Below are 17,522 nucleotides of genomic sequence, written 5' to 3' on the forward strand. Positions count from 1 at the left end.
TCAGTCCGCGGGTAAGAGGTGCACCAGTTCGTCCCGAATCGTCTGGCCCGGCATGGGCATGGGCGCGCGTTCCCAGGGCGGCATCAGGCCGCGGCCGGCCAGGGCGGCCTTGAGGGAGAGATGCCAGCCATGGCGGCAGGCGGTCTCGAAAAAGGGCTCCTCCACCTCAAAGACGATGGCCCGGGCCCGGTCCAGTCTGCCGGTCCGCACGGCCTCGAAAAATTCCAGCTCAATGGCGGGGACCACATTCCCGATGCCCACCAGATAGGCCGGCTGCCCCCAGAGGGAGGCCGTCAGATAGGCGCGCATGCCGCCAGCCCCGCCGATGATGCACAGATCCTGGCCGAGCTGGCGGTTGTACGCGTAGCTCATGGCCGGGCTGTGGCTTTCTTCCTTCATGCCGGCCACGGCGGGCAGCGCCGCCAGCCGGCGCAGCAGGGCCACCGAGGGCACATAGGGAGCGCCGCCAAACCCATTGGGGATGGGGGCCAGATGCAGCAGAATAGGGAGGGGGCTGTTCTCGGCCACGGCCCTGGTGTACTCGTACGCCGCCTCTTCCCCATAATACCGGTCGGGGAAAACGCTCAGGATGGCCGCTGCGCCGATGGTGGCCGCGTGGTGGACGAATTCCCGCGCCCGGGCCAGCGGACCAGCCGGGGGCGTGGTGACGATGACCGTCGCCCGGCCCGCGGCGGCCTGCACGGCCGTCTCGTTGACGGCCAGCATTTCCGCCTCGGTCAGCAGCGAAAAACGGCTGGTGCCGATGGTGGTCATCACCGTCCGGGCGCCGGCGTCGATCAGGTAGCGGACATAGCCGGCCAGACCATCCAGATCCAGGCTGCCGTCCTCACCAAAGGGCACGGGCAGGGGAAAGACAGGGCCTTCCACCCGAAACTGCGCGCTTACGGCTGACATGGTTCCATCTCCTGCGCTCTGGCGGGCGCCTGCAGTTGCGCCATGAACTGTTCCACCACGGTGAATTGGTAGGGGTAGTCGATATCGAAGGAGCGTTCCGGCGGCATGACGTGCACGGTCATGGGGCGGCCAAAGAAGGTTTTTTCCCGAACATAGGTCTCCACGGTGGCAAGGTAGATGGAGCCATTGGGGTAATACAGGGGCTCGATTTCCTGGCTGCGGGTGGAGAATTGATAGGCCTCCGGCTCGCGCATGTCCATGCGTTCGATGCAGCCCGGTCGGCTGCCGTTGGCCGGTGCAAGGGCGCGCAAGGCCAGCTGGGGCGGAAACTCGTACCGTGTCACGCCGATCAGCCGCGGGCATTCGGCCCGATGCCGTGCAAAACGGGCCATGGCCTCGCGCACGTCTTCAGCCGTGCGCAGGGGGCAGGTGGGCAGACACATGCCCACCACGTCGTACTGCCCGGCATGTCCTGGACGGTCAAGGAATTCAGATATGATTTCAACGGCCTTCACCGTATCGCCCGCCAGTCGCTGCGGCCGGGTATCCGCCTGCGCACCAACGGCCACCGCCAGTTCCAGAATCTCCGGATCGTCCGAAGAGACGTACACCTCGGAAAAAACCCCGGCCCGGAGCACGGCTTCCACCGTGTAGGCCAGCAGCGGCTTGCCATTGAGGGGCAGCAGATTCTTGCGGGGGATGCGTTTGGACCCCCCGCGGGCAGGGATGATGCAGACGGATTGGCCGGTGCTCATGCCACCTCCTCCAGCAGGCTGAGGGTATTATGGTAGGCCACGCTGTCCCGTACGCTGCGACAGACGCGTTCGACCTCCTCGGCGGTCATGGTGTTGCTGGACGGCAGGCTGATGCCCCGCTGGGACAGGCGCAAGGACACGGGCTGCACCGGACTCATCCCTGCAAAGACCGGCTGGCTGTGCAGGGGGGGGAAGAAGGGCCGGGAATCCACCCCCTCGCGATTCAGCCAGCGCATCAGCTCGTCCCGCGTCAGGGGGAAGGAGTCTTCCACCAGCACGGTGAACAGCCAGCAGATGCTTTGGGCCCAGGGAGCCTTGGGTTGCATCGTCAGCCCGGCGATACCCTTGAGCAGATGCCCATAGGTATCCGCCAGACGCTGGCGCAGGGTCAGGAACTTGTCCACCTGTTCCAGCTGGGCCAGACCAATGGCAGCCTGGAGGTTGGTCATGCGATAATTGAAGCCCACGGTTTCGTGAACGTACCGTTGCGTGGGGCTCATGCCGTGGTCGCGCAGGACTTTCATGCGCTCCATGGCCGGGACGTTGGAGGTGGTGATCATCCCGCCTTCGCCCGTGGTCATGATCTTGTTGGAAAAGAAGCTGAAGCAGCCGGCATCGCCAATGGATCCCACGCTGCGGCCCTTGTAGCGCGCCCCGAGAGCCTCGGCGCAATCCTCGATGACCACCAGCCCGTGCTCGCGGGCCAGTTCCATCAGCGGGTCCATGTCACAGGGGTGGCCGTAAAGATGCACCGGGAGCATGGCCTTGGTGCGCGGGGTGATGGCTTCGCGGCAGCGGTCGGGGTCCATGGTCCAGGTTTCCGGGGAAACATCCACAAAGACCGGCGTGGCCCCGGCATGAACCACCGCATTGGCCGTGGCGGCAAAGGTGGCATCCGGCACCAGCACCTCGTCGCCCGGGCCCACGCCAAAGCCCAGCAAGGCCAGGTGCAGGGCCGTGGTGCAGTTGCTGGTGGTCAGGGCGTGGCGCACATTGGCAAAACGGGCGAACTCCTGTTCAAACGTGCGGACGTAGGCGCCCTGGGAGGAAATCCAGTTGGAGGCAATGCAGTCCGTCACATATTTGAGCTCATTGCCGCCAAGGTGGGGCTGCATGACCGGCATGCGCCACAGTTCCGCCAGGGAGATGAAATCCACCAGCCGGCCCTGATCATCCAGGATGGGCAGGTGCCGGATGGTGTCCGTCAACTTGTCCATATAAGTCTCCCGAGGCTGCCCGGCCAGGGCGAACACAAAATTGCGCTGCATGTGGTCGCGGGCGGGGGAATCCAGATGCGCGCCTTTGAGGATGGCCCGGCGCACGTCGCCATCGGTGAAGATGCCTTGCACGGTGAGTTGGGTGTCTGCCACAAACACAATCCCGAACGCGCCGGCGTTCAGGGCGGTGAGCACATCCTTGATGACGGCGTCGTGCGGCAGAATGTTCTTGCGAATGTCCTTCATGCGATCTGCTCCCTGTTGTCCGGCGGAATCCGGCCGGAGCGAAAAACAGCCTCCAGGAGATCAAGCTGCGGCCGCAGATCCTGGAACGGCACACGCCAGGCTTCCAACACCAGATCCACCCCCCCCGGCAGCAGCGGAGCCAGCCGCCGGAACAGGCCGCCATCGGGCGGCAGGGGAAGGTGACGATCCGCCAGGCCATCGTTGTGGCTGACATGCACCACCCGCACATGCGGGGCCAGCAGCCGGACGGCGCTATCCACCTCGAATCCCAGGGTCCGGGCGCTGACATGCAAATGGCCCAGATCCAGCAGCAGCCCGACGTTTGGCGCAGCAATCCTTTCCAGAAGCATCAGCAACTCCAGCGGCTCCCCACCAAGCAGCAAGGGATCGCCCGGCAAAAAGTTGCTGTCTTCCACCACATTGTTTTCCACAGCAAGTTCCAGACCAAGCTCCGCAGCCTCCCGCGCCAGGATCTGCACGGACTGCACAAAGATTTCCTGGGCCTGTGCGGCCGGGATGCGCGGCAAGGAACGCAGTGGCCGCCCCAGATCCGCTGGCGAGGCATGCACGCAAAACCCGGCATGGACGCTGTAATAGGGAATCTCCAACGCCGCGCAGAGCTGCAGGGCCGTGCGGCACAGGGTCAGGCTGGCCTTGAGTACGTCCGGATCATTGGAGGCCAGATTGAGGACAAACTGGTTGGCCGGCGGCGGGAAATAGTTGTGGATGCGGAAGCGGAAGCCCGATTCGGCGACGTGCCGGGCCAGGGTTGCGGCCAGTCCCGCCACGGCAGCCGGCCCGTCCCCGGCAACCGGACAGGCCAGCCCGGCGCTCAGTTCCAGACCCGACACACCCGCCTGTCGCGCCTGATGCACCAGCTCGTCCAGCGTGGAGGCGGCAAAGCAGACGTTGGAGGCGAACACGTTGCCATCGTCAATGGCCGGGCCAGAATCCGGATCCAGCTCCGCAGGGGGGGGGCAGGTTGCGGTGTTCATGCCAGAAGTCCGAAGTGGATGCGCGTATCGGCCGCAATGGCAACCCGGGCCGTGCAGCCAGCCACGCGCAGGGCGGTTTCGCCACTGAGGCCGCCGGCCGGGCGCTTGAAACAGAGGTTGCTCCAGTCCAGCACCTCGCCGGCCGCAATGTCCCGCGCAGCCACCAGACTGCGGCGCATGGCCGGCAGGTTGGCCTGCTCCTGGGCACAGGGCGCCTTGTGGCTCGACCCAAGGCTCAGCTGGGTCTGGCGCGCCAGTCGCACCAGTTCGCCCAGCTCCGCCGGCTCCATGGAACTGGTGTGGTCCGGCCCGGGCAGAGTGCGGTCCAGGGTGAAATGCCGTTCCAGCACGCAGGCCCCCAGGGCCACTGCCGCCAGGGAGGCTGCCAGCCCCTCGGCATGGTCGGAATAGCCGGCCAGACAGTCAAAGGCCTCTCCCATGGCCACCATGGCCCGCACATTGGCGTCTTCCAGAGCCGAGGGATAGTTTGTGGTGCACTGCAGCAGGATGATCTGTTCGTTGCCGGCCCGGCGGATGGCCTCCACGGCGCTGGCCACCTCGGCCAGGGTGCACATGCCCGTGGAAAGCAGCATCGGCTTGCCCTTGGTCGCCACATGGGCCAGGAATGGCAGCTCCACGGCCTGGCCGGAGGCGATCTTGAAGGCCGGCGCCCCCAGCTCATCCAGAAGATCCGCATCCTCAAAGGAGTAGGGGGTGGACAGGAAGAGAATGCCTTCATCCCTGCAGCACTGGGCCAGGGCGGCAAAATCGCTGTCTCCCAGCTCCAGCTGTTTGAGCATGGCCAGCTGGGACTCTGCCGGATCCGTGAGGCGCTGCTGATAGGCCGCCTTGGCTGCCGCCCTGGTGACCACCCGTTCGGCCTTGAACGTCTGAAATTTGACGCAATCCGCCCCCTGGCGCCGGGCCTCGGCCACCAGACGCTTGGCCAGCTCCAGGCTGCCGTTGTGATTCACCCCTGCCTCGGCGATGATGCAGACAGGCTCGTCCGGGCCCGTCAGGCGTTGGCCAATGCGGATAGGTTTGATCATAGGTTTGATCATTGTTGCGCGCTCCCAGGTCCTTAGTGCTCACCCGGGCCGTCCCGCCCCTGACCGGCCGGACGGCGCGGTCTGGTGCAATACGGCGAGGCACTGTTCATTGCGTTGCAGGAGCACCTGCCACGTTGACGCGAGGTGCTGTTCGTGCATCCATGCGTGCATAGCAAGGATTGCACCATCCTTCTTCGCAAGGCTGGAACAGTTTTGGCATTACAAGAGAATCTCATAGGTTGATGCAGGGAACCCGCCGGCGAACCCGTCGGAAGTGCGGCTCAGGCCGCCGCCGTGCGCGGGCTCTGCGGCACTCATTCAACACACTGGCGCGCAGGCCCTGGCGGTGGCTGCCACAGTGGCTGGTTCCGGAGGAGGAGTTCATGTCGCGTTTGCTCAATCTTGGCTGCGGAAGCACCTTTCATCCCGATTGGGTGAATGTGGATGTGGCTCCCAGGCCTCCGCATGTCCTCGGCTATGACCTGCGGCATGGCGTGCCCTTCCAGGACGAGCTGTTTGACGCCGTGTATCATTCCCATGTGCTGGAACATTTTTCTCGCAAGGATGCCGGGGCCTTTCTCCGGGAGTGCCTGCGGGTGCTCTTGCCCGGCGGCATCCTGCGTGTGGCCGTGCCGGATCTGGAGGGTATTGCCAGGGCCTACCTGCAGACGCTCGCAGACGCCCAGGCCGACACGCCAGAGGCCGAAGCCCGGCACGAATGGATGACCATTGAGCTGCTGGATCAGCTGGTCCGTCACGCCAGTGGCGGGGAGATGCTGGAATTCTGGCAGCGCCGGCCTGTTCCGGCGCGCGAATTCGTCCTGGAGCGGGTTGGGGCCGAGGCGCGCCAGGTTCTTGACGATCCGAACCCCGGCCCGGCCGCCTCTGACGCTCCGCCCTCCGCCCAGGAGGTGGGACAGTTTCGGCTTTCCGGCGAATGCCATCTCTGGATGTACGACCGCCTCTCCCTCAGGCGGCTGTTGCACGACGTGGGATTCGAGCAGATCCGCGTCATGCCGGCTGCGGAGTCGGCCATCCCCGGCTTCGCGCGCTATGGTCTGGACGTGGAAGCCGACGGCAAGGTCCGCAAGCCGGACTCCCTCTTCATGGAAGCCCGCAAACCTGCTGGCACCACCACGACCCTGCGCGTGGCCGGCTTCTGCATGCAACCTGCCGGGGGCGCAGGCGGTGCGGCCTTCCGGCTGCATCAGGGACTGCAGGCGGTGCACGCGGCCTCGTTCCTGTATGTTGCCTCCAGCAAACAACACACTCCTGGCGTGGGGGTCATCCCTGCCGTCGGCCAGGCCCGTGTGGCCAGGGAACCGCATACCGGTGAGCTGGTGCACAGCAGCTGGCCTGCCTATGTTGCCACCACCCGCGCCCGGCTGGCTGCCTACCCGGCCCGGCCGAACTATTATGAAATCTTCAGCGACTGCAAGGCGCAGACGGCAATTTCTTCCATTCCAGGCCTGGAGACGGCCCAGATCATCCAGCTGCATTGGATCCCCGGCACGGTGGATGTGGCCAGCGAGGTGGAATTCCTGCGCGGCCGGCCCATCGTCTGGACCCTGCACGACATGAATCCAATCACCGGCGGCTGCCATTACGCCGAAGGCTGCCGCGAGTTCGAGCGCTACTGCGGCCGCTGCCCGCAGCTGGGCTCCAGCGAGGAAAACGACTATTCCCGGGAGCAGTGGGCCAGAAAAAAGGCCGCCTACCGGGAGCTGGACATCACCGTGGTCTGCCCCAGCCAGTGGCTTGCCGAAGAAGTGCGCCGCAGCTCGTTGCTGGGCAAGGCGGCGGTGCACGTCATTCCCAATGGCGTGCCCACGGACGTATTCAAGCCCATGAACCGCGGTGCGATTCGTCAGGCATTGGGCATTGCAGACAATACCTTCGTGGTGATCTTTGGCTCGGACGCCCTGCACACGCGTCGCAAGGGCTTTCCGGAACTGCTGGCTGCCCTGGAACACCTGCGCGCCATGGCCAGCCCGACGGAATTGATGCTGCTGACCTTTGGCTCCCCCGGGCAGCTGGCCCAGGTGAAGCTGCCTTTCCGGTGCATGCACCTGGGCACACTGCATGCGCCCTCAGACGTGGCCATGGCCTACAACACTGCGGATTGTCTTGTGATTCCGTCCCTGGAAGACAACCTGCCCAATGTGGTGCTGGAGGCCATGGCCTGCGGCGTGCCCGTGGCCGGCTTCAGCACCGGAGGCATCCCGGACATGGTGGATGCCGGCCCCGCAGGCACGGGACGACTTGTTCCCAAGGGCGATACCGGCGCCCTGGCCGCAGCCATTGCCGAACTGCGGGACATGCCCGCCCCAGCCAGACAGCAGCTGCGGATGCGTTGCCGCCAGACGGTGCTGACCCGCTTTACCCTGCTGCACCAGGGGCAGGCCTACAAAGCCCTGTACGAGGAAGTGCTGCAGCGCCGTGCTGTCCAAGCATGATATTTGCATTAAATTTCGAGATGCTCATCTGGAGGACGATATATGCCGACGATCGAATGGTTGAAGCAGGAGTTTGATTACGGGTACGACAGCGGCGACATCCTCGCACTGCGTCCCGATGCCTGCCGGGCGAATGAAGAACGGCGCTGCGGCGGATCATATTTCAATTATTTCAACAAAGCCGTGAAGCCACTGCTCCGACCGGACGCCCAGGTGCTGGAGCTCGGGCCCGGGCGCGGCTCCTGGACCCGGGCACTGCTCGCCCAGCTGCCGGAGGGGAGTCTGCACACCTGCGACTTTCAGGATGCCACGCCCTGGCTCAAACCCGACCAATACGGCGGCCGGCTGCAATGCCATCAGGTGGAAGACAATACCTTCTCCTGCGTTGCTGATGAGCAGTTCGACCTGTTCTTCTCCTTTGGGGTGCTTTGCCATTGCAACACCTCCACTATTCGCACCATCCTGGAACACGCCCTGCGCAAGGTGAAACCCGGCGGTCATGCCATCCACAATTATGGCGCCTGGGAAAAGCTCGGCGCGTGGGGATTTGCCCGCGGTGGCGTGCCGGAAGAGTTCAGCACCCAGCCGGATGACGCGATCTGGTGGCCCCGCAACACCGTCAACATCATGGCTTCCCTCTGCCGCGATGCGGGCTGGACGGTGCTGTGCGATGACCTGCAGTATTTCCAGCGTGATGGCGTGATTTTGTTGCGCCGTGATGCCTGATCACCTTTCCACGATTGCGGAGCCTTTCATGTCCACCCCTTCCATGCATCGGAGCGAGGTCCAAGGTCCTCCGCCAGCCTCGGCGGAGCAGGCCAGACTGCTGGCAAACCGGCTGTACCGGCTGGGCAGCCATGCGCCCGCCCAGGTGATGCGCCCCTTGCTTGACGATGTGGTCAGCATGCTGCGGTCGCTGGTGGCGGCTGGCCAGCACGATGCGGTCAATACCCTGGGAGCGGCGGCCAAGGCCCTGCGCATTCCCGTGCAGGACCTGGATTTGCTGCGCTCCCTGGCCTTTGTCGCCCAGGGAGACACGCTGGGCGCGCGCGAGGCGCTCAAGGAAGAACTGCGCTATTTTCCAGACAACGAGACGGCCCGCCGCATGATGGAACTGCTCCAGGGGCATGACAGCCGGACAGAGACCGTAGCAGACCCCGACCTGGCCGCCATTCTGCCGGTCATCCGCGCCTATACCATGGTCGGCCTGCCCAGGCTCCAGTCGCTCTTTTCCCTGGCCAAACAGGTCTGTCTGGCGGACCTGCCCGGGGATTTTGCCGAGTGCGGCGTGGCTGCCGGCGGCTCCAGCGCCTTGCTTGCCTATGCCATCCGACGGTACAGCCGGCGGCCCAGGACCCTGTACTGCTTTGATACGTTTTCCGGCATGCCCGATCCTGGCCCTCAGGATGTCCACCGCGGCATCACCGCCCAGGAAAGCGGGTGGGGCGCGGGGACCTGCGCTGCGCCTGTGGAAAGTCTGCTTGAAGTCTGCCGGCTCTTGGGCCTGGAAGATCTGGTGCGCCCGTTCCCGGGTTTCTTCAAGGATACCCTGCCCATGGCAGCCAGGGAGATTCCGGCCCTGGCGCTGCTGCACATGGATGGGGACTGGTATGAATCCACCATGGATATTCTGAATAATTTCTATGACCTGGTGACGCCCCAGGCTCCCATTCAAGTGGATGACTTCGGGTATTGGGAAGGCTGCGACCGCGCCCTGGCCGATTTCGCCACCGCGCGCGGGCTCTCCCTGGCCGTGAAGCGCATCCCCGGCGGGGTGGGGGCGGTCTTTCTCAAGCCTGCTGCCTGAGGAGCCCCCGGCTTGGCCGAGTGCCAGGGGAGGAGGGGGAGCCAGCCTGTTGCGCTCCATCAACATGGACACTGCGCACCTGAGCACCTGCCCCGGCCCCCCTTCCTGGCCCGACCACACTGCAATCCACGCCCCCGTGTGGGGGGCGACCCGTCCGCGTCACCAGCGAGGTATCCCCCAAGCTGTTTCAATCCACGCCCCCGTGTGGGGGGCGACTCAACCCCTATCGTTTACGTTATACGGTAGGGGGTTTCAATCCACGCCCCCGTGTGGGGGGCGACCGGACCTGCTGCGCGAAGGCAGGGTTGTGGCCCGGTTTCAATCCACGCCCCCGTGTGGGGGGCGACTGCGGGGTGCCCGTCATGCGGCGGGGCATCCCAGCGGTTTCAATCCACGCCCCCGTGTGGGGGGCGACGCCCCTTTTTGGCGGTACGCCGCCTTCTGTGGCTGTTTCAATCCACGCCCCCGTGTGGGGGGCGACGTTTAACCTTCCAGCCAAACAGGGAGCCCAGCAGTTTCAATCCACGCCCCCGTGTGGGGGGCGACTTATCACCCCGCCGGCCCTTGTGGGCAGCCCGGAGTTTCAATCCACGCCCCCGTGTGGGGGGCGACCACTTGGTGGCTGGGCAGTGGATGAGTCTGGAGGTTTCAATCCACGCCCCCGTGTGGGGGGCGACCCACGGCGTCACGTGTGTTGCCCTTGATGATGGTGTTTCAATCCACGCCCCCGTGTGGGGGGCGACCTTGCCGGTATCGTCTTTGCGGCCTTGCATGGCTAGTTTCAATCCACGCCCCCGTGTGGGGGGCGACGGTCAGCGGCAGCCAATGCAGCACCCGCAATAGCGTTTCAATCCACGCCCCCGTGTGGGGGGCGACCCTCGCAAGATCATTATTAACGTTTTAATTGCGACGTTTCAATCCACGCCCCCGTGTGGGGGGCGACTATTGCTTTTGAGGACGCCTTTCAGGGCATCTACGTTTCAATCCACGCCCCCGTGTGGGGGGCGACGCTGCGGACGGACTACATGGCCGACCGCGCAGCGGTTTCAATCCACGCCCCCGTGTGGGGGGCGACCTTCATGCAGACGCTGTAGACCAGCCACCCGGCGGTTTCAATCCACGCCCCCGTGTGGGGGGCGACTCAGCGCCCTTGTAGGTTTCACTGGTGGCCATGGAGTTTCAATCCACGCCCCCGTGTGGGGGGCGACCCAGCGGTCCAACGCCCAGTTCCCCGGCGCTGTTGTTTCAATCCACGCCCCCGTGTGGGGGGCGACCGGCCAGTCCGGCAGGTCCTGGCCGCGGCCGGCCTGGTTTCAATCCACGCCCCCGTGTGGGGGGCGACTTTTCCGAGACGTTGCTCTCCTCGCTCCAGCCAGAGTTTCAATCCACGCCCCCGTGTGGGGGGCGACCAGAGGCTAGGCTGCTATTCCACGACGCTAGGCAGTTTCAATCCACGCCCCCGTGTGGGGGGCGACCGCGGCACCAGCAGGCCGCGCCCAGGCCGCCGGTGTTTCAATCCACGCCCCCGTGTGGGGGGCGACACGCAGGACGAGGCCGCCGCCCTCCTGGCCGTGCTGTTTCAATCCACGCCCCCGTGTGGGGGGCGACGGTCGCCCCTCCCAAACCGGAGGGGGGCGCGGGGGTTTCAATCCACGCCCCCGTGTGGGGGGGCGACGTTGCGACGGGCATCAAGCACACTCCTTCTTCTTGTTTCAATCCACGCCCCCGTGTGGGGGGCGACCCCACTACACGGCAAGCACGGCGCGCACATCGAGCTGTTTCAATCCACGCCCCCGTGTGGGGGGCGACGCACAGCCAACGCGGTGGACGTCTGCCAGGGCTCGTTTCAATCCACGCCCCCGTGTGGGGGGCGACGTGTTGGTTTGATCCTCGCATATGACCTCCTCGGAGTTTCAATCCACGCCCCCGTGTGGGGGGCGACGCCAGCAGGGTCCGGGTCATCTCCAGCAGGCGGGTTTCAATCCACGCCCCCGTGTGGGGGGCGACGTGTTGGTTTGATCCTCGCATATGACCTCCTCGGAGTTTCAATCCACGCCCCCGTGTGGGGGGCGACGCCAGCAGGGTCCGGGTCATCTCCAGCAGGCGGGTTTCAATCCACGCCCCCGTGTGGGGGGCGACAGGCCTCCGCGTCGATGCTGCTCTCGTTGACCAGGTTTCAATCCACGCCCCCGTGTGGGGGGCGACGGTTTGAGGCCCAGGGGCAGCCGGCCAAGCTCAAGTTTCAATCCACGCCCCCGTGTGGGGGGCGACTGTACGTAGAATATGGATGATAGCTTTGGTCAAGAAGTTTCAATCCACGCCCCCGTGTGGGGGGCGACTCCCGACCAGCCTCCAGGGCCAGGCCGAATACTGGTTTCAATCCACGCCCCCGTGTGGGGGGCGACCTCGCCGCGCTGCAAGCCCAGGTGATAGCCTGCCAGTTTCAATCCACGCCCCCGTGTGGGGGGCGACGTAGTTCAAATCCAGCCTGGATGGTCTTGCCGCGTTTCAATCCACGCCCCCGTGTGGGGGGCGACGCGGGGAGCGGGGAATGAGTGATCAGGACATCAGCGTTTCAATCCACGCCCCCGTGTGGGGGGCGACTGATCCAGCTCCATGGTGTCGGCATTGACGATGGTGTTTCAATCCACGCCCCCGTGTGGGGGGCGACTTCCACAAGCACACGCACGGGGCCAGAGAGATTGTTTCAATCCACGCCCCCGTGTGGGGGGCGACGTGCGGATGTGTGCGGATTTATGCGGATGTGTGCGTTTCAATCCACGCCCCCGTGTGGGGGGCGACGGAGTGCCACGCCTTCACCTTCTCTTTCATGCGCGTTTCAATCCACGCCCCCGTGTGGGGGGCGACAGCTGCAGTAAGGGCGGCTCTTGCGAGGAGCAAGTTTCAATCCACGCCCCCGTGTGGGGGGCGACGCTTGCCATTGAGCGCCAGGCTGACAGCAGGCAAGGTTTCAATCCACGCCCCCGTGTGGGGGGCGACCAGCATTCACGTCCCCAAATGAAGTGAGTGCTCGTTTCAATCCACGCCCCCGTGTGGGGGGCGACCTCGGTTGCTACGTGCTCTTGATCGTCTAGTACTGTTTCAATCCACGCCCCCGTGTGGGGGGCGACGCCACCATCCACGTGCCAGCCCACAAGGACGTCAGTTTCAATCCACGCCCCCGTGTGGGGGGCGACGGCGGGTGTCGCTCGTGAGCCACAACGGGACGCAGTTTCAATCCACGCCCCCGTGTGGGGGGCGACCACCTCCGTTATGCGCGCCGGGCAGTATAGGCCGGTTTCAATCCACGCCCCCGTGTGGGGGGCGACGGCCTAGGTGGTCCTCCCCGTCGATCTCTTGGCTGTTTCAATCCACGCCCCCGTGTGGGGGGCGACGATGACGATCCGCATCAGCTCATGCGCCTGCATAGTTTCAATCCACGCCCCCGTGTGGGGGGCGACGTCAGGGCCGGGACGTGGATCCCCCTGGACCTGGTTTCAATCCACGCCCCCGTGTGGGGGGCGACATCAGCGACCTGGAGGCCTGCGTGCAGTGCTACGTTTCAATCCACGCCCCCGTGTGGGGGGCGACCAGGCGATGGTCGCGGATAAACGTCTCGCTCTCGTTTCAATCCACGCCCCCGTGTGGGGGGCGACGGGATATCGCCAGTCTCCAAGATATCCGACAATGTTTCAATCCACGCCCCCGTGTGGGGGGCGACGTCCAGCGAGCGTGGCTATGGTGGGGATTGGCAGTTTCAATCCACGCCCCCGTGTGGGGGGCGACCAAACACGGCTTCGGATGGGGCCAGCAGGATTGGGTTTCAATCCACGCCCCCGTGTGGGGGGCGACGTTGTCCCAACGGCTGCAACAGCGTCACAATAACGTTTCAATCCACGCCCCCGTGTGGGGGGCGACAATGGTGCGGCGGCGTCAAGGCGCGGCGTGCGGTGTTTCAATCCACGCCCCCGTGTGGGGGGCGACTGATTCGATGTTGGCGGCACGCAGGGCGGCACGGGTTTCAATCCACGCCCCCGTGTGGGGGGCGACCCAACTACGGCGTGAGCGTCTACGAACACTTCCTGTTTCAATCCACGCCCCCGTGTGGGGGGCGACAGGCTGTTGAGCTGCTCATGCTCACGGCAGCTCAGGTTTCAATCCACGCCCCCGTGTGGGGGGCGACGCCAGATACAGTTGCATACCACGGGTGCAGTGAATGTTTCAATCCACGCCCCCGTGTGGGGGGCGACGGAGTTGATCCCATCTACCCACTCCCCCCAGCTCTTGTTTCAATCCACGCCCCCGTGTGGGGGGCGACCGCACGCCGCAGCTCCTGGTCAGCAATGAGGAATGTTTCAATCCACGCCCCCGTGTGGGGGGCGACTCCTGGCTTCACGTTCGCAGATGAATACGTTGACGTTTCAATCCACGCCCCCGTGTGGGGGGCGACGGTCATCCCCAACAGGGCCACCTCATTCCAGGACAGTTTCAATCCACGCCCCCGTGTGGGGGGCGACGCCTTGGGGCACCGTTGAGGCTAATGGCTGCAACAGTTTCAATCCACGCCCCCGTGTGGGGGGCGACCCCTGCATGGCGACGTTGTAGGCGACGTTGAGCGCGTTTCAATCCACGCCCCCGTGTGGGGGGCGACCTCTTGAATCCTCCGTCGGCATACTCCACCACCCGGTTTCAATCCACGCCCCCGTGTGGGGGGCGACCACGGATCGTTGTCCCCCTGGACCCAGATACTGGTTTCAATCCACGCCCCCGTGTGGGGGGCGACCAGGTAGACGTTCTGCCCGCTGACCAGCACGTCGTTTCAATCCACGCCCCCGTGTGGGGGGCGACGTCGGGTGGTGTGGGCGTGGTCAGACATGACGAGGTTTCAATCCACGCCCCCGTGTGGGGGGCGACGCGGGAATATTCGTCCTTGGACTTCTCCACCGGGGTTTCAATCCACGCCCCCGTGTGGGGGGCGACCCGGACCACATCTGTCACGACGGTAATCATACCCATGTTTCAATCCACGCCCCCGTGTGGGGGGCGACAGCCGTCACTCGTGCGGAGTTGCGAGAGGCCATCGTTTCAATCCACGCCCCCGTGTGGGGGGCGACCCACGTGCATGACGCCTCTGGCGCATGGTGCCGATGTTTCAATCCACGCCCCCGTGTGGGGGGCGACAGCATGGCGTGTTGGATTTGCCCCAGGAGTTGTTTCAATCCACGCCCCCGTGTGGGGGGCGACGTGCATGACACGTGGCGCGCTGTCCCGGCGCACAAGTTTCAATCCACGCCCCCGTGTGGGGGGCGACATGGACGCCACGCGACTGGAGCCCGTGCAGCTCAAGTTTCAATCCACGCCCCCGTGTGGGGGGCGACCCTCTACAAACTCGATAGCCCCGCCTTTGCCGGTGTTTCAATCCACGCCCCCGTGTGGGGGGCGACGGTGAGGGAGTCAGCACGTGTCATTGAGCACAATAGTTTCAATCCACGCCCCCGTGTGGGGGGCGACACAATGGAGAAAGCACGAGACCCATGCCAGAGCTGTTTCAATCCACGCCCCCGTGTGGGGGGCGACTGGATACAAGTTGCTTTCAGTCCCCTGTGTTGCGGTTTCAATCCACGCCCCCGTGTGGGGGGCGACCAACCCTGTGGTGATGGTCCCGGCAGTGTGCGTGGGTTTCAATCCACGCCCCCGTGTGGGGGGCGACGGAACTGACCGTGCGGCAGGTCAAGCAACAGATGGTTTCAATCCACGCCCCCGTGTGGGGGGCGACGCAATGTGCGGGATGAGCTGGACCGCGCCAACAATGTTTCAATCCACGCCCCCGTGTGGGGGGCGACTGCGGGGTTAGCGTTACAGGTTTTATCAGGGCTCGCAAGCCCCGTTGCGCTGACCGGGAGGCAAAAGGGAGGAGGATGGAACACTGTCAGTGGGTTGATTGGATAATCTGCTTTATTACAATATACTAGCTCTTCGCGAACCTCCCGGGAAAATCGCCGTCACTTGGGGTCCGCGCACGGGTCATACCAGTAGTACTCCTTGCGGGTCGTAGCCGGCCTTGGCCCCCACATGCTCCACCCGGCGCTTCCAGTGTGCTCCCAGAAAATAGAACCGCAAGCTGTCTTCCTCCTGATGCATGATTTCCAGGAGCCGGCCGCGGAAGGCCACCCACTGCGCCGGCTCCACCAGGCATTCGAATACCGAATACTGCACCCGCTGCCCCATGTTTTCACAAGCCTTGGCCATGCGCCGCAACCGCGACCGGCCCTCGGGCGTGTCCGTCTTCACGTCGTAGCTCACCACCACCAGCACGGCTTACCTCCATAAAAATGGTGCGTAGGCCTCCACATCGCCCCGCAGGTGCCGCGCCAGCAGCAGCGCCTGGGCAAAGGGCAGCATGCCCACGGGCATTTTTTCTTCCAGAAACGGGTGCAGCACCTCCTCGCGCTTGCGCTCCTGCCAGGCCTTGATCACCTCCTTGCGCGGCTCATCCTTGAGCAGCACCGCGCCGGATTCTTCCCGCCGGAAATCCTCTGGCCTGAGCTGCTTGCGATTGATCAGGGTCAGGACCAGCCGGTCGGCGAGGTAGGGGCGCAATTCCTCCATCAGGTCCAGGGCCAACCCTGGCCGGCCAGGGCGATCCCGATGCAGGAAGCCCACCTGCGCATCCAGCCCCACGGCCGAACAGGCCGCCCGCACGTCGTGGGTGAGCAGGGTGTACAGAAAGGAGAGCAAGGCATTGACGGGATCGAGGGGCGGCCGCCGCGTGCGCCCGGAAAAGGCAAAGGCTGGAGATGGATGAAGGATCATTTCATTGAAGACGCCAAAGTACGTTGCCGCGGCCTCGCCTTCCAACCCGCGCAGGGAGTCCAGGGATTGGGGCTGGCGGATGTCCTGGAGCAGGAGCTGCAACCGGGCTGCGGCGGCCTGCACCCGTTCCTGACCGGCGGCCTCGGGATTGTTGCGCAGAAACCGCTGCAACCCGGCACGGCAGTTGCCGATCTTGGCCGTGAGGATGGACCGGGCGATGGCCGCCGCGCGTTCCAGGTCGTCGGCCCGGCGGTACTGCTCGCGCCGGAGCAGCACGTTGCCGGAGGTCTCACCCTCCACACGGGCCTGAAAGCGGCCCGTGTCCGTCAAAAAACTCACGGCCACGCTCTGTCTGGCGCACATGGCCATGCATTCCGCGCTCATGGAAGAAAGCCCCAGCAGCACCACGCCGCCCAGGGTGTGGATGGGAACGCGCAGACGCTCGTCGCCATCGAGCACAACGCGGATGGTCTCGCCCTCCTTGTGCAGCCAACTGCCGGGCGTGACGACGAACAGGGTGTTCAGCAGCTGCTTCATTCCAGTTCTCCTTCCAGATAAGCCGCCTGGGCCAGATAGTCCTGCAGCCGGCCCATCTCGGCGCGCGTGCCCGAAAGTTGTGGCAGGCAGCGCTCCTGCAGGGAGCAAGCCTTGCACCGCTTGCCCCAGACCGCGGGCGGGGTGCGGCCGGCGGCGAGCATGGCGGCCGTGTCCCGCACGGCGGCCTCGGTGGCCTGGCGCAGGGCCGGGGTAAAGGCCACCTCCTCGCGCCGTCGCGTCCGGGCATAAAACAACGCCCCCTGCGGCACGGGCACCTGGAGCATTTCCTCCAGGCACAAGGCCTGGGCGCATAGCTGCACACGGTCCCAATCCTGGGTCTTGGCCGCGCCGTGCTTGTGCTCCACGGGAAAGGGGACCAGCTGGCCGTCTTCGCGGTGGAATTCCACCACATCGGCCTTGCCCGTCAGTCCCAGCCGCTCGCAGACCAATTCCAATCCAAAGGCGGCCTTGATGCCGCGGCGGGTGTCGCGGTGTTTGACGTCCACGGCCTGATGCTCCAGGCGCCCCAGGGCTGTGGACAGGCTCTCCACCCAGCATTGCTCCAGGTGGATGAGCGCGCACTGCCGCGGGCAATAGAGCCAGTGCTGCAGGGCGGAGATGGGCAGGCGCGAGTGGTGCATGGCCGGCCTTGTGTGTTTCCAAAGTGTTTATAGGTTCCTGATGAAACTGACAAAAATCTTTGGAAAGGGAGTGCCGGGGGGACGCCTTTCT

11 protein-coding genes and 1 CRISPR repeat array are annotated in these 17,522 nt (G+C 64.9%); of the genes, 3 read left to right on the top strand and 8 right to left on the bottom strand.

Going from position 1 to position 17,522, the window contains the following annotated elements; genetic code table 11:
* From ACYQ00_RS17860 to neuB, 5 genes are read right to left on the bottom strand one after another with little or no spacing between them, the layout of a single operon-like run.
* The gene (locus tag ACYQ00_RS17860; protein WP_460033445.1) at positions 1-915 is read right to left on the bottom strand and encodes a dihydrodipicolinate synthase family protein; all 915 of its coding nucleotides are present in this window, start codon (positions 913-915) and stop codon (positions 1-3) included.
* Positions 903-1,670 carry an acylneuraminate cytidylyltransferase family protein gene (locus ACYQ00_RS17865; protein ID WP_460033446.1) on the bottom strand — a complete coding sequence of 256 codons (768 nt, stop codon included), beginning with the start codon at positions 1,668-1,670 and terminating at the stop codon, positions 903-905. Before ACYQ00_RS17865 ends, ACYQ00_RS17860 begins: the two co-directional genes overlap by 13 nt.
* On the bottom strand, positions 1,667-3,133 hold the full coding sequence (locus ACYQ00_RS17870) for an aminotransferase class I/II-fold pyridoxal phosphate-dependent enzyme (RefSeq protein ID WP_460033447.1): 1,467 nt from the start codon (positions 3,131-3,133) through the stop codon (positions 1,667-1,669). The genes ACYQ00_RS17865 and ACYQ00_RS17870 overlap by 4 nt, the downstream gene beginning before the upstream one ends.
* Positions 3,130-4,128 carry a TIM barrel protein gene (locus tag ACYQ00_RS17875; RefSeq protein WP_460033448.1) on the bottom strand — a complete coding sequence of 333 codons (999 nt, stop codon included), beginning with the start codon at positions 4,126-4,128 and terminating at the stop codon, positions 3,130-3,132. Before ACYQ00_RS17875 ends, ACYQ00_RS17870 begins: the two co-directional genes overlap by 4 nt.
* Complete coding sequence (neuB, locus tag ACYQ00_RS17880; protein ID WP_460033449.1) at positions 4,125-5,189, bottom strand: N-acetylneuraminate synthase; 1,065 nt, start codon at positions 5,187-5,189, stop codon at positions 4,125-4,127. The genes ACYQ00_RS17875 and neuB overlap by 4 nt, the downstream gene beginning before the upstream one ends.
* A 371-nt stretch (positions 5,190-5,560) precedes the next feature.
* On the opposite strand from neuB, the gene ACYQ00_RS17885 reads away from it, so the two are divergent.
* From ACYQ00_RS17885 to ACYQ00_RS17895, 3 genes are read left to right on the top strand one after another with little or no spacing between them, the layout of a single operon-like run.
* Complete coding sequence (locus ACYQ00_RS17885; protein WP_460033450.1) at positions 5,561-7,633, top strand: glycosyltransferase; 2,073 nt, start codon at positions 5,561-5,563, stop codon at positions 7,631-7,633.
* A 42-nt stretch (positions 7,634-7,675) separates the two neighbouring features.
* Positions 7,676-8,359, top strand: a complete 684-nt coding sequence (locus tag ACYQ00_RS17890; protein ID WP_460033451.1) for a class I SAM-dependent methyltransferase — start codon at positions 7,676-7,678, stop codon at positions 8,357-8,359.
* 28 nt (positions 8,360-8,387) lie between these two features.
* The gene (locus tag ACYQ00_RS17895; protein WP_460033452.1) at positions 8,388-9,440 is read left to right on the top strand and encodes a TylF/MycF/NovP-related O-methyltransferase; all 1,053 of its coding nucleotides are present in this window, start codon (positions 8,388-8,390) and stop codon (positions 9,438-9,440) included.
* A 118-nt stretch (positions 9,441-9,558) separates the two neighbouring features.
* Positions 9,559-15,283: a CRISPR direct-repeat array (repeat unit 32 nt; unit sequence GTTTCAATCCACGCCCCCGTGTGGGGGGCGAC).
* A gap of 181 nt (positions 15,284-15,464) precedes the next feature.
* On the opposite strand, the gene cas2 is transcribed toward ACYQ00_RS17895, so the two are convergent.
* From cas2 to cas4, 3 genes are read right to left on the bottom strand one after another with little or no spacing between them, the layout of a single operon-like run.
* Positions 15,465-15,755 carry a CRISPR-associated endonuclease Cas2 gene (cas2, locus tag ACYQ00_RS17900; protein WP_460033453.1) on the bottom strand — a complete coding sequence of 97 codons (291 nt, stop codon included), beginning with the start codon at positions 15,753-15,755 and terminating at the stop codon, positions 15,465-15,467.
* A gap of 3 nt (positions 15,756-15,758) precedes the next feature.
* On the bottom strand, positions 15,759-16,790 hold the full coding sequence (gene cas1c / locus ACYQ00_RS17905) for a type I-C CRISPR-associated endonuclease Cas1c (protein ID WP_460033454.1): 1,032 nt from the start codon (positions 16,788-16,790) through the stop codon (positions 15,759-15,761).
* Positions 16,787-17,431, bottom strand: a complete 645-nt coding sequence (gene cas4 / locus ACYQ00_RS17910; RefSeq protein ID WP_460033455.1) for a CRISPR-associated protein Cas4 — start codon at positions 17,429-17,431, stop codon at positions 16,787-16,789. Before cas4 ends, cas1c begins: the two co-directional genes overlap by 4 nt.
* Positions 17,432-17,522: the final 91 nt, after the last annotated feature.

It is taken from the genome of Megalodesulfovibrio paquesii (genome assembly GCF_054653055.1).